The organism is Kitasatospora sp. NPDC034035, from assembly GCF_055575755.1.
The window spans coordinates 129,912-142,104 of sequence record NZ_JBVISA010000001.1 but is presented as its reverse complement, the minus strand read 5'-3'; the positions used below and the strand labels follow the sequence as shown (position 1 = coordinate 142,104).

Sequence of the window (12,193 nt, the reverse complement as noted above, 5' to 3'; positions counted from 1 at the left end):
CCAGCGGACAGGCGGTCACCGGACCGCCCTGCCTGCCCCCGCTCTTCCGGCCGTCGGGGGCTGCGGTCACACTGTCGCAGGCACGGCAAACGGGCACCGCAATGGGCACGGAAAGAACGCATCACCGCACCACCGGACGGGGGCCACATGGCAGGCAGGAAGAAGCAGAAGAGACCGCTCGCCGAAGGGGTGGTCCGGCCGCCGAAGCGGGTTCGCAGGCGCCCGGCACCGAAGCTGTCGCCGCGGGCGGTCCGCCGGACGGCGTGGCTGGTCGGGCTGCTCACCCCGGTGCTGATGGTCGGCCTGCTGGCGATCGCCACCGACCCGGACTACCAGCTCCTCTGCACGATCCCCGCGTTCCTGGTGTTGTCGACGGGCATCATCGGCATGGGGTTCGTCCGGGCCCGCGGCTGGGTGATCTGGCCGGCCGTCCTGCTCGGTGTGCTGCTGATGGTGCTTCCGACGACGAGCATCCGCGCGCAGATCCTGTCCCATCGCGCGGTGAAGACCGAGGTCGTGGTCACCGGCGCCCACAGCGCGAAGGACCGGAGCGGGAAGGTGAGCTGGACCTGCGACATCCGCCGCGCCGACGGGCAGCCGCTGCCGCACGGCCAGGTCGGCGGCTTCGGCTGCTCGGGCAGGTCCGACGTCGGCACCGCCATGAACGTGCTGGTCGACCCGGAGGGCTGGGCCCCGCCGGCCTCGCTGGACGAGGACCTGTCCTTCCGCGGCGGCGGCCTCTACGTCACCGCCGCAGCCGCCGTCCTGTGGGGCCTGCTCACCCTGGGTGCGGCGCGCCGCACCCTCCGCGAGACGGCCGCGACCGCCGGTCGGAAGGGCCGCGGGTAGCGGGCGAGGAGGTCCCCGGGAAGTGATCCGCACCCCCCTGTTCCGGCCCGGGGGCGCAGGCGTAATCTGCGCCGTGTGAACGAACTGATCTTCCGGGGGAAGGACTTGTTCCGGCCCTCGTGGTCGAACCTCGGGCCGCTCCTCGTCGTGATCGTGCTCCAACTCGTCTTCGGCGGGATGAAGCTCGGCACCTGGGGCGCACTCTGGCTGCTCCTCGGGACCCTGGTGCTCGCCGTCCCGGCCTTCGTCCTGAGCTGGCGCTGCTGGAGCCGGGTCGGCGGCGACGGCGTCACCGTCTGCTGGGGTGTCGGCCGCGGCCGCACCTACCCGTGGCACGAGGTCCGTTGGATCGATGTGCGGGAGACCAAGAGCAACGGCTCGACGTCGTACGCGGCGCGGATCCACCTCACCGACGGGCGGCGCCGCTCGCTGCCGGGCCTGCAGACCAGCGCGATCTACCCGGCCGCGGACTTCGAGGTGAACTTCCGGCGACTGGTGAACTGGTGGGAGTACAGCACGGACGCGACGCAGCGGGTGAAGCCGGCGAAGCAGTTCCGGGACCGGCTGACGCCGACGGTGATCGGCGTGCTCGTCGGGATCGTCGTCGTCGTGGTGGTCTTCGTCGTCGTCGCCCTGCAGGGGCAGTAGTCGCGGAAAGCCGATCGGCCCCGGCTCCCATCGGGGAGCCGGGGCCGACGCGTGTTCAGGCGGCCTACGGCGAGGTCACTGCTGCCCGGGGTAGCCAGGCTGGCCGCCGTAGGGCGACGCCTGCGGCGGGTAGGGCTGGGCCGGGGCCGCCGGGTAGGCCTGCTGCGGCGGGTAGGGCTGCGCCGCCGGGTACGGCTGCTGCTGCGGCGGGTACGGCTGGGCCGGCGGGGCCGGGTAGGCCTGCTGCGGCGGGTACGGCTGCGCGGGCGGCGCCGGGTAGGCCTGCTGCTGCGGGAAGGGCTGGCCCTGCTGCGGGTAGGCCTGGCCGGGCTGCCCCGGGTACGGCATGCCCGTGGGCGCGAGCTCGAACGGCTGCGAGGACGGGTCGATCGACCCGGGCGGGAAGGCCGTGCTCAGCTGGTCCATCTCGGCCCGCCAGTAGCGGTGGATGTTCAGCCGGGTCGGCTTGGTGCTGGTGGGCAGCTGCAGGTACATCGAGCTCCAGATCGAGGCCCGCTTGACCCGGCTCACCGGGAAGGCGTTCCGCGGGAAGACCGCGACCACCTCGCCGGGGCGGTTGGTCCAGCGGCTGGCCGTGTTGACCACGATCGAGCTGTTGGTGAGCGTCAGGAAGTAGAACTGACGGGTCAGTGCGACGATCAGGCCGAGCAACGGCACCTCGTCGAAGACCGCGTTGAGCCACGGGCTGGGGCCGGTCTCCACGTGCACGCACGCGATGAACGTCTCCCCCGGCGGCGCCACCTGCGAGAGCTTCTCGATGACCTGGGCCTTCTGCTTCGCCCGGCGTATTGCCATGCTTTCGGTACCTCTTACCCCGTCGTGTCCGCCGACCTTGCCCGGCGGGAAATCGGCTGAGGCTAGCAGGTGGTGGGCGGGCTCTGAACATCCCTTCTCGGCAAAGGTTTTGCCATGTTTCCGCTGGTCAGCGCGGCGGCCACCGCCATCGCCCGGCGGGCGGACGACGGATCAGGCCACATCGGGCGTTCTCGGGCCGGATTGGTTAAAGCCTGGGCCAAATAATCGTGTGACTACTTGCTGATAATGTGTTCACCTGTGTAGGCGCTGTGGCGCTGCATGCCGCAGGGGAGGAAAGGCCCGTCAGTCCGATCGGGCCCAGTCACACAGGAGTTGCACCATCAACACCGCCATCCGCAAGGCCGCTCGCGGTGCGATACCCGTCGCCGTCACCGCTTCCGTCCTCGCCACCGGTCTCGCCGCCTGCGGCACCGTCGAGCAGCTCTCCGCCGCCCAGAAGGTGTCCAAGGCCTTCGACAAGGTCGGTGACGGCAAGTCGGCCGGCTTCGCGCTCTCCATTGACGCCACCCCCGAGCAGATCGTCGCCTTCGCCAAGGCCACCGGGGAGAAGGGCGTCGGAGGCAAGGGCGCCGGAGGCAAGCGCGCCGACGGACAGATCGACGAGAAGAGCGCCAAGGCGCTGTCCGGGCTCACACTCGCCGTCGCGGTCTCCGCCGACAAGCCGCTCAAGGACATCGACGCCTTCAAGAGCGCCAAGGGCTCGGCCGCCGGCAACGACCTGACGCTCGACAAGTCGGTGCGCATCTCCTACGTGCTCTCCGACCGCAACGGCGCCGCGCTGCTGGAGTACCGCCAGGTCGACGCCAAGGGCTACCTGCACGTCGACGCCAAGGGCCTGGTCAAGCTCGTCGGCGAGGACCCGTCCCAGGTGGACGCCGTCAGCAAGGACCTGCCGCCGGACATGGGCCCGGTCAAGGAGGTGCTGGCCGGCACGTGGGTCTCGCTCGACCTCCAGGAGCTCGCCGACGAGGCGAAGAAGAACGACGGCAAGAAGGCCACCCCGAGCGCCGCGCCCACCGCCGACCCGGAGGCCGCCAAACAGCTCGTCAACTCGCTGAAGGACGTGCTCAGCCGCACCGTCACGTACGAGGACAAGGGCAAGAAGGACGGCGCCGAGCACATCTGGCTGAGCGCCCCGGCCCGCCAGCTGGTGGACGAGATGTTCAAGGCCGTCAAGCCGGTCGCGGACAAGTTCCCGCAGCAGTTCGGGAAGTTCCCGAGCCAGGCCCCGAGCGACGTGCCGGACCGCAAGGTCGGCGTCGACCTCTACCTGAAGAACGGCGCCTTCTCCTCCGCCACGTTCGACCTCGCCCAGCTGCAGGACAAGATCGAGCCGGGCGTCAACTTCCCGGTGAAGCTCGCCTTCAACCAGTCGGCCCCGAACGTCCAGGTTCCGGCCGGCGCGGTGAAGATGACCAGCGCGGACCTGACGAAGGCGGTGCTCGGCCTCGCCGCCGGCCCCGGCGGCGGCCTCGCCCCGGAGGGCGGCCCGGCCACCGCCGCGGCACCGCTGACCGACGCCCAGCTCAAGGAGCTCGCCAAGCTCGGCGTCCCGGAGTCCCAGGCCCGCGCGTTCAACTCGCTCGGCATGAGCTTCGAGGACATCAAGGAGATCACGCAGGAGAGCTGATCCAGCTCGACCCCGCCACCACGATCGGCCGGCCGCACCTGCGGCCGGCCGCTCGCGTTCCGCCCCTACACCGCCTGCACGGCACGCCTGGCCGACAACTCGACCCGGCCTGACCGCAGATGGCTGCGGTGACCGTCGGTGAACTCCAGCCGCAGGCTGCGGTCCACCGGGGCGGCCACGACGACGGCGCTCTCGACCGCGGCGTAGGACGACTCGCGGTAGACCCACACCCGGTCCCCGACATGGAACTCCGCCGTCTCCGAGACGATCACCGCACCCACCTCCGGCTCCGCCGGGACCTTCCCACCGGGATGTACGGACGGGAGCCCCGGCGGACTCAGCGCGACGGCGGTCCAGGTACCCGCTGTCAGGCGTGGGCGGCGACGCACTCCGGGTGGCCCCAGCTGCTGCCGACCTTGGTGATCTTGTCGCCCTTGGCGTACGGGCGGCTGCACGGGCAGGTGCCGGGGTAGCGGGCGGCGAGGGTACGGGCGGTGCCCGAGGAGGCGCGCTTCGCCGGGCTGCCGGCCGAGGCGGTGCGGGTGGTGCGGGGCTTCGGGGCGGCGGCCGGGTCGGGCTCGGGGAGGTCGGCGGCGGTGCCGGAGGCGTCCCGCTGGGTGCGGGCGGCGTCGCTGGCGGCCTTGTCGGCGATGGCGTTCAGCGGGTCGCCGTCCACCTGGTGGGCCGGGACGTAGACGAAGGTGACGTCCCGGTCCTCCAGCAGCGCGTCGATCGCCTGGATCAGCTCCTGGTTGGCGACCGGCTTGCCGGCCGCCGTCTTCCAGCCGTTGCGCTTCCAGCCCTTCAGCCACTTGGTCACCGAGTCGCGGGTGTAGGTGCTGTCCAGCCGCACCTCCAGCGGCACGGCCGGGTCGGTCGCCGCCAGCAGCCGCTGCAGCGCCGTCAGCTCGCCCACGTTGTTGGTGCTGTGCCCGAGCGCCCCGGACTCCCAGCGCTGGGGCGCCCCCTGGGCGTCCGCCACCACGTACGCCCAGCCCGCCGGGCCCGGGTTGCCCTTGGCTGCTCCGTCACACGCTGCAATGACTCGTTCGACCATGCCCCGATCATGCCTGGTCGGGCAGCCGGGAACCAAAGCCGCTCGGCCGCACAGCCCGCTCAGGCCCGCAGGCCCGCAGTCCGGCAGTCCCGCGGAGAGCGACCCGACCTGGTGGGCGGCGAACGGCCGCTCCGGACTCGCCGTCGTCCCGACTCCGTGCTGTCGTAGGGCGCATGATCACTTCATCGCCGGCCCGCCTGGCCGTCCCGCTCGCGGCCGCCCTCCTCGTCTGCGCCGCCGGCGCCCCCGCCTGGGCGCTCCCGTACGACGTCACCGCCGAGCAGTGCCAGGAGGCCGGCGGCACCGTGCAGGGCGTCGGCTACTGCGTGGGCGCCGTCGGTGCGGACGAGTGGGGGGCGGACATCGACGGGCAGGGCGTCAACGCCTACCCGAACGCCGGGGACCGGTGAGCGTCCTCGACCGGTAGGCCCAGGATCGCCGGGTCCTCGGCGAGTTCGGCCAGCAGGGCGTCCAGCTTCGCGCGGTCGACCGAGGGCATCACGAAGACGTGCACGTAGCTGCGTCGGGTGGTCTCGTCGCCCGGGACCAGCAGCACGTCCTGGGAGGACAGCGACCACTTGGCCACCAGCTCCGGGCTCGGCTGGCGGAACCGCACGGTGACGGCGCCCGGGGTACGGGCCGGCCAGAGCTCGACGCCGAGCTCCTGCTCCATGGCGACCAGCCGCCGCTCCAGGTAGGCGGCGAGCTCCTGGGCCGCGCGGATCCGGTCCACCTGGTCCTGGTAGGAGTACCGGGACAGGTGGTCCCAGAGGATCAGCGGGGAGAAGCCGTTGCGGGAGCCGGCGAAGGTGGTGTCCGGCGCGCCGATGTAGTCCGGCTGGGACGGCGGCGAGATCTGGTACTTCACCTTCGTCATGTAGATCCCGCACGGCCACGGCGCACCGGCCCACTTGTGGCCGCTCATCGCGATCGAGGAGACCATGTCGACCTCGCCGCACTCGGCGCTGGGCAGCCGCAGGCCGAAGTCGAACTCGGGCAGCTCCACCTCGGGGGTCCAGCCGTACGCCCCCGGGTCCTGGGCGGCCAGGCGCAGGAACGGCGCGTAGCCGGCGCCGAGCGCGCCGTCCACGTGGATCCAGAAGCCGCGGCGCACGTCGACCAGCGGCTCCCCGGTCACCGGGTCGGTGCCGCAGACCACCTCGCGGCGGACCAGGCCGTACCGCTCGAAGATCGGGAGCAGCCGCTCGCAGACCGCGCGGACGTCGTCGTGGGCGCCCTTGAAGGTGCTGCCCAGGTTGAGGTTGACGAAGACCGGGTGGCCCTTGGCGGCGAAGAACTCGACGAGTGTGGCGAGGGCGTCGACGTCTATCGCGCCGGGGCCGTCCCAGGACAGGCCGGACGGCCCCGGGCTGGACGGCACCTCGGTGGGCCAGGTGCGGAGGCCGGTCACGGGGTCGACCAGCGGGCACTCGTCGGCGTACTTCTCCAGGCCCACGGCGTGGAAGGTCTCGACGCCCAGGACGCGGACGGCCTTGGCGAAGGAGTAGTGGGTGTCCTCGGAGTAGAACGCCACCGGGTGGTGCGCGTTCGGGTTCGACCGGTCGGGCGTGGCCTTCACGTAGCGCAGCGCGTCGAAGGGGGTGGTCGGCGGCTGGATCAGCGCCTTGCCGCTCAGGTAGTCCCGGGCGTTCCAGAGGGCGTACATGTTGCCCTCGGTCGAGCCCATGGACAGCATGTAGCCCCAGTAGGACTCGGGGTCGGCCGGGTCGTGCGGGCGCTCGGCGTGCCACAGCTTCGCGTAGTAGTCGAGGACGGCCCGCTCGACGACCTTGGTGTTGGGCTTGTAGCCGCCGCTCTGGAACGGGTCGCCGAGGTTGTTGATGTTGTTGGGCATGAACCGGGCCAGGTCCAGCGCGGTGCCCTGCATGTCCTGGGTGGCCTGGTACCCGACCAGGTGCTTGCGCTTGCGGGTCAGGTACTCGTCGACCGCGTCGAGTGCGCGGAGCCGCTGTGCGTCGTCCAGTCCGCCGGCCGGGAGCGCGAAGTCGCCGCCGGCCAGCTCCGGGCCGGGGTCGACGGCCGTCGGGGCGGCGGCGTCCGGGTCGGCGGCCGGGGCGAAGGTGGCGGACGCGGTCGGGCTCATGGGCAGGGCACTCCGGGCTCACGGTGGGTGGCGACGGGCGTTCGCCGGTCGCGGCAAGGATGGAACCTTTCGCCGCCCACGGGAAGCCCCTCCGAAGAACATTCGACCCGTGGCCGATCAGGTTTGCGAATCTGCGGAAACGGCTGCCATCCTGGCGGGCATGCCGAACAATCCGCAGGCCCGGCGGGCACCGGTCGACGACGTGGACCGGGCGATCATCCGCGCCCTGGCCGACAACGCCCGCCTCCCGAACAACGCCCTCGCGGCGGCCGTCGGCATCGCCCCCTCCACCTGCCTGGCCCGGGTCCGGGCGCTCCAGGAACGCGGCATCATCCGCGGCTTCCGCGCCGAGCTCGACCCCGCCGCGATCGGGCTGCCGCTCCAGGCGATGATCTCGGTCCGGCTCCGCGCCCACACCCGCGAGCAGAACGAGAGCTTCCGCAGCACCGCCCCCGACCTGCCCGGCGTCCTGGCCGTCTTCCACATGGCCGGCTCCGACGACTACCTGCTGCACGTCGGCGTCGCGGGCCCCGAGGCGCTGCGCGACTTCGTGGTCGACCACCTCACCACCCACCCGGCGGTCGCCCAGACCCGGACCAACCTGATCTTCGAGCAGATACCGGGCCGCCGCTACCTCGCGCCCGGACGCTGAGCGTCCGTCGCCCTCGGGCCACTGATCACCGGAGGCCGTCGAGTCAGCGGATGGTGCCGAGTCACCGGATTCCGTCGAGCAGGGCCCGCACCGTCGCGGTCGCAAACTCGTCCAGGGTGGCCGGACGGATGGCCTCGGCCGGGCCCTCACCGGCGTAGAAGAGCTCCAGGAAGGCGCGGTGGAAGCAGGCGCCGATCAGGAGCATCGCGGCAGCGTCCGGGTCGACCGCCGTGGAGACGCGGCCGAGCCGCTGCTCGGCGCGCAGGTAGTCGGCCAGGTGCACACCGACGTGGTGCGGGCCGGAGTCGCCGAGCTTGGCGCGGTGGGCGGCGAGCAGCTCGGGGCTGGCGAAGAGCGATCCGGCCATGGGGAACGACTGCCGGTAGAACGGGACGGCGACCCGGACCACCGCCTCCAGGTGCTCGCCGACCGTGTCCTCCCCCGCCCGGCCGGGCAGCTCGGCGACGGCGGCCGCGAGACGCGGGGCGCGTTCGCGCAGGACACGGACGAAGATCTCCTCCTTGTCCCGGAAGTGCTTGTACAGCGCCGCCTCCGAGCAGCCCGCCTCCCGGGCGATCTCCTTCGTGGTGGCCCGGACGAGCCCCACCGTGCCGAGCAGGCGGGCGGCGGCGTCGAGTACCCGCGCCCGGGTCAGCGCCGCCCCGGTGAGCGGCTCGGTTCCGTCATGTCCGTCATGCGTCATGGACGTGATCCTACCTTGACAGGTGGGTGAGTACTCACTCACCATCGAAGAAGAAGGAAGTGAGCACTCACCCACCCCCGGGAGGGGTCATGAAACTCGCTGTTCTGGGCGCCACTGGCGGCGTCGGCCGCCATCTGGTCGCCCATGCGCTCGCCGACGGACACCACGTCACGGCCGCCGTCCGCGACCCGGCCCGGCTGACCGTCCACCACGACCGGCTGACCGTGGTCAGGGCGGACTCCCTCGACCCCGCCTCCCTGAAGCCGGTGATCGAGGGCGCCGACGCCGTCCTCTCCGGCATGGGCCAGGCCGGCCGTTCCGATCCCCTGAAGCCCGCCTCGACCTCCGCCCGCGCGGCGGCCACCGCCATGGCAGCCGTCGGGGTCCGGCGCCTCCTCGTCGTCAGCGCCGCGCCCCTCAACCGCGCCGGGACCGGCCAGGCCTTCGCCACCGCGAAGCTGTTCGGACCCCTGCTGTGGGCGGTCCTCAAGGACGTGTACACCGACCTCGAAGCCATGGAGCGCGTCCTGCGCGACAGCGGCCTGGACTGGACGGCCGTACGGCCCCCGCGCCTCACCGACAAGCCCGGCCTGGGCCGATACCGCCACGCCGTCGAGGCCGGCCCGGCCGGCAACAGCATGCCCCGCGCCGACGTGGCCCGGGCCATGCTGGACTTCCTCCCCGACCCGGCCACCTACCGCCACGCCGTCGGCATCAGCTCCTGACACCCGCCGCCGAGCCCCCGGCCGCCGACGGTCGGGCCCGCTACGGTGCTGGCGGACGGAGTCCCGGACTGCAACGGAGGGCGCAATGACGGACACGGGTTTCCCCGGGCGGGGCGAGCCGGAGCAGAGCTTCGAGGTGCGGGTGATCGGGCGGGTGGAGTCGCCGTTGTTGGAGCGGGCGGGGGCGCCCCGGCAGGGGGACGAGGGCGGGCCGGCCGCGTGGGTGGCGTTCGACGCGTCGGTGGGACGGGGGCTGCGGGACCTGGCGGTCGGCCAGGAGGTGCTGCTGCTGACCTGGTTGGACCGGGCCGACCGGGAGGTGCTCGCGGTGCATCCGCGCGGGGAGCGCTCCCGGCCGGAGACCGGGGTGTTCGCCACCCGCTCGCCGGACCGGCCCAACCCGATCGGGCTGCACCGGGTCACCGTCCTGGCCGTGGACGGCCTGCGGCTGCGGGTCAGCGACCTGGAGGCCATCGACGGCACCCCGGTGCTGGACGTGAAGCCGGTGCTGCCCGGGGTCGGCGAGCGGTAGCGGGCGAACGGCCGTCAGGCGGGCCAGCGCAGGACCGCGCCGAGGCCTCCGGGCGGGCCGGGGACGGTGTCCGGGACGAGCAGCGCCTCGGCGCCGGAGGCCGCGCCGGCGCGCAGCAGGGCGTCGGCGGCGGGGGCCTGCGCCGGGTGGGCGACGCCCATGCTGCGCAGGTCGGCCCGGTGGACGCCGAGGTGTTCGGGTTCGGGACCGGTCCACACCGGGCGTTCCGGGTCGTGGCCGCTCGCCTGTAGGAGCAGCGCGGCGAGCTGGTGCTGCCGGGCGGCGCTCACCACGGCGGGGATGCCCCGGGCGGCCGGCCCGGGCGCGGTCTCGGTGCCGGCGCTGTCGGTGCCGTGCTCGCCGGGGCGGCCGACGGCGGTGTGGAAGGTTTCCAGCACCTCGGCCAGGTGCCGGGCGCGGTGGTCGTCCCAGGCTTCGGCGAGGCGCCGGCCGAAGGCCTCGCCGATGTTCCCGTCGGACCGGCCGCCGCCTTCCAACTCGACGGTCAGGGGCTGCAGTTGCCTCGGCAGCCGGTCGTGGACGGCCCGGCGCTCACGGGCGTCCCCGGTGAGGACGAGCAGGCGGGCGCCGCTGTCCGGCCAGACCCGGGCGAGGTGGTCGGCGATGATCCCGGCGGTGCGGTCCCAGGTGTCCTCGACGCGGTGCCGGTAGTGCCACTCGTAGCGGTCGGCGGGCGGGGCGCGGTGTCCCCGGCCCTGCCACTGCGGGCTCTCGACCGTGCCGAGCGGGTCGCTGCGGCCGAGCTCGTACCGCTCGAGCGTGGCGCCGGTGCGGTCGACGGCGGCGAGCAGGCAGGCGGGCGCGGCGTCGTCCAGCAGGCCGACCAGCGGGCTGGTGTGCGGGAGCGGGGCCCAGGTGGCGGCCACGTCGGGCGGGGAGACGGCGAGCGGGACGTCCAGGGCCACCTCACCGTCGGCTGCGAACAGCGCCCGCCCGGGCGGGGAGCCGGCGGCGGGTTCGGCGGCCAGGTGGTCGCGGACGGCCGCGCAGGTGTCCTCGTCGGTGCCGGCGTCGGCCAGCCGCCGCACGGCGGCGCGGTCGATCAGCGCCCGGCGCCGGACGGCGTCCTCGGTGGCACGGTCGGTGTCGAGGTAGACGGTGGCCCAGGGGCCGGGCCGGTCGAGCAGCGGGGTGAGGAACGCGAGGTCCATGGTGGCCTCCCGTGGTGGATGGGCAGGCTCTACGGGCTTGTCCCGGTGCGCTCGCCCCGGTGGGGCGGCTGCCGGGTCCGCCGTGGACGGCTTACTCGGGGCACCTACCCGCCTGGGCCCGGCGGACACCGCTGCGCGGGCATCCGCAGCTCGCACCAGACCGCCTTCCCTGGGCCCAGCGGGCGCCAGCCCCAGCGCCGGCTGAGCCGGTTCACCAGGAACAGTCCGAGGCCCCCCGATCCGTCGTCGCCGTACGGTGCCCGGGGCATCGGCGGGCGGCGGCTGGGGTCGCTGACCTCGATGCGCAGCGCGCCGTCGCTCCGGACGAGCAGCAGTGCGCCGGGGCCGGCGGTGTGGCGCTGCGCGTTGCCGACGAGTTCGGAGACCAGCAGCACGGCGTCGGCGACCACGGCCCGGTCCGGCACGTCGGCCAGGAACCGGGCGGTGACGGCGCGCGCCTCGGCCGCCGCCCCTCGCCGGCCCGCGAGTGGCAACCGCACCGCTTGCGCGGCCGGGCCGACGGAGGGCGCCCGGGCCCTCGACATGCGATCGCCTCTCCTCCGTGCCGACTCGACGGGCTTCGGTCCGTGTGCGGGCTTCGGTCAGCGGCCGAACAGATGACGGATCCGGCCTCCCGGTTGTGGTGACGCCTCCCGGCCACCCTGCTCGGCGGCCTGTTCCTCTGACGGCGGTTCATCCGGCCGCGCGAACCCCTCGTCGGAGCCCGGCGCCTGGGCGGCGCGGTCGCCGTAGGCGCGTTCGTCGTTGGCGCGGCGGTCGTCGTAGGAGCGCTCACCGTAGGCCCGTTCATCGTAGGCCCGTTCATCGTAGGCCCGTTCGTCGTTGGCGCGCCGGTCGTCGTAGGCCCGCTCGCCGTCGACCGGCGCCGTGCGGTCCGCAGGGGCGGACCGCCGTACCGGCTCCACCCGCTCGACGGGCTCCACCGGCTCCACCGGTTCGGCCTCCCGGTACGCCACCCGGCGCCGTGCCGGTCGCGCCGCACCCACCGCACGCCCGGCCCGCCGGGTCGACCGCATCAGGGCGAGGCCGAGGCAGAAGAGCAGCGCGAGGGCCACGCCGGAGAGGAAGACGCCCAGAGTGTTCAGCGTCACGAGGTCGTTTCCCAGGATCGTGACCTGGTAGTCGGGCCCGCCGGAGAGGTTGTCCGCGATCAGCAGCCCGACGAACGCGCCGGACGCCGACATCAGCAGAAGTCCTAGCAGCAACATGGGGGTCCCTTCCGTCCCGTTCTGCGCCCCCGACAGGTCGCGCCTACCCGGACCG

The 12,193-nt window shown here is 73.3% G+C and carries 15 protein-coding genes; 7 read left to right on the top strand and 8 right to left on the bottom strand.

The features are described from left to right. Positions 1-147: 147 nt before the first annotated feature. Positions 148-849, top strand: coding sequence for a hypothetical protein (locus ACZ52J_RS00605; RefSeq protein WP_465614841.1), 702 nt, complete (start codon positions 148-150; stop codon positions 847-849). Positions 850-924: 75 nt separating this feature from the next. Further along, entirely contained in the window at positions 925-1,497 is a 573-nt protein-coding gene (locus tag ACZ52J_RS00600; protein WP_465614840.1) for a PH domain-containing protein, read from the top strand. 75 nt (positions 1,498-1,572) lie between these two features. On the opposite strand, the gene ACZ52J_RS00595 is transcribed toward ACZ52J_RS00600, so the two are convergent. After that, entirely contained in the window at positions 1,573-2,313 is a 741-nt protein-coding gene (locus tag ACZ52J_RS00595) for a hypothetical protein (protein ID WP_360501766.1), read from the bottom strand. 460 nt (positions 2,314-2,773) lie between these two features. Here ACZ52J_RS00595 and ACZ52J_RS00590 point away from each other — a divergent pair, with 460 nt between their 5' ends. Then, on the top strand, positions 2,774-3,964 hold the full coding sequence (locus ACZ52J_RS00590; RefSeq protein WP_465614839.1) for a hypothetical protein: 1,191 nt from the start codon (positions 2,774-2,776) through the stop codon (positions 3,962-3,964). 65 nt (positions 3,965-4,029) lie between these two features. On the opposite strand, the gene ACZ52J_RS00585 is transcribed toward ACZ52J_RS00590, so the two are convergent. Together ACZ52J_RS00585 and ACZ52J_RS00580 are read right to left on the bottom strand one after the other, a co-directional pair. Continuing rightward, complete coding sequence (locus tag ACZ52J_RS00585) at positions 4,030-4,236, bottom strand: hypothetical protein (RefSeq protein WP_465614838.1); 207 nt, start codon at positions 4,234-4,236, stop codon at positions 4,030-4,032. A 95-nt stretch (positions 4,237-4,331) separates the two neighbouring features. After that, positions 4,332-5,021, bottom strand: a complete 690-nt coding sequence (locus tag ACZ52J_RS00580) for a ribonuclease H family protein (RefSeq protein ID WP_465614837.1) — start codon at positions 5,019-5,021, stop codon at positions 4,332-4,334. Between the two features lie 173 nt (positions 5,022-5,194). Here ACZ52J_RS00580 and ACZ52J_RS00575 point away from each other — a divergent pair, with 173 nt between their 5' ends. Further along, entirely contained in the window at positions 5,195-5,431 is a 237-nt protein-coding gene (locus ACZ52J_RS00575) for a hypothetical protein (protein ID WP_465614836.1), read from the top strand. Here ACZ52J_RS00575 and ACZ52J_RS00570 read toward each other — a convergent pair. Continuing rightward, positions 5,407-7,125, bottom strand: a complete 1,719-nt coding sequence (locus ACZ52J_RS00570) for a PLP-dependent aminotransferase family protein (RefSeq protein ID WP_465614835.1) — start codon at positions 7,123-7,125, stop codon at positions 5,407-5,409. The two genes, ACZ52J_RS00575 and ACZ52J_RS00570, sit on opposite strands and share 25 nt — an antisense overlap. 160 nt (positions 7,126-7,285) lie before the next feature. Between ACZ52J_RS00570 and ACZ52J_RS00565 the strand changes: the two genes are divergently transcribed. After that, the gene (locus ACZ52J_RS00565; RefSeq protein ID WP_360501750.1) at positions 7,286-7,777 is read left to right on the top strand and encodes an Lrp/AsnC family transcriptional regulator; all 492 of its coding nucleotides are present in this window, start codon (positions 7,286-7,288) and stop codon (positions 7,775-7,777) included. Between the two features lie 61 nt (positions 7,778-7,838). On the opposite strand, the gene ACZ52J_RS00560 is transcribed toward ACZ52J_RS00565, so the two are convergent. Beyond that, on the bottom strand, positions 7,839-8,480 hold the full coding sequence (locus tag ACZ52J_RS00560; RefSeq protein ID WP_465614834.1) for a TetR/AcrR family transcriptional regulator: 642 nt from the start codon (positions 8,478-8,480) through the stop codon (positions 7,839-7,841). An 89-nt stretch (positions 8,481-8,569) separates the two neighbouring features. On the opposite strand from ACZ52J_RS00560, the gene ACZ52J_RS00555 reads away from it, so the two are divergent. After that, positions 8,570-9,205, top strand: coding sequence for an NAD(P)-dependent oxidoreductase (locus ACZ52J_RS00555; protein WP_465614833.1), 636 nt, complete (start codon positions 8,570-8,572; stop codon positions 9,203-9,205). Between the two features lie 85 nt (positions 9,206-9,290). Next, positions 9,291-9,737, top strand: coding sequence for a tRNA (N6-threonylcarbamoyladenosine(37)-N6)-methyltransferase TrmO (gene tsaA, locus ACZ52J_RS00550; RefSeq protein ID WP_360501742.1), 447 nt, complete (start codon positions 9,291-9,293; stop codon positions 9,735-9,737). Positions 9,738-9,751: 14 nt separating this feature from the next. On the opposite strand, the gene ACZ52J_RS00545 is transcribed toward tsaA, so the two are convergent. The 3 genes from ACZ52J_RS00545 to ACZ52J_RS00535 all read right to left on the bottom strand — a co-directional run bounded on the left by ACZ52J_RS00545 (position 9,752) and on the right by ACZ52J_RS00535 (position 12,138). Further along, complete coding sequence (locus ACZ52J_RS00545; protein ID WP_465614832.1) at positions 9,752-10,909, bottom strand: baeRF2 domain-containing protein; 1,158 nt, start codon at positions 10,907-10,909, stop codon at positions 9,752-9,754. 104 nt (positions 10,910-11,013) lie between these two features. Continuing rightward, positions 11,014-11,454: an ATP-binding protein gene (locus tag ACZ52J_RS00540; protein WP_465614831.1), complete on the bottom strand. Its 441-nt coding sequence runs from the start codon at positions 11,452-11,454 to the stop codon at positions 11,014-11,016. Between the two features lie 57 nt (positions 11,455-11,511). Continuing rightward, positions 11,512-12,138 carry a hypothetical protein gene (locus ACZ52J_RS00535; RefSeq protein ID WP_465614830.1) on the bottom strand — a complete coding sequence of 209 codons (627 nt, stop codon included), beginning with the start codon at positions 12,136-12,138 and terminating at the stop codon, positions 11,512-11,514. Positions 12,139-12,193: the final 55 nt, after the last annotated feature.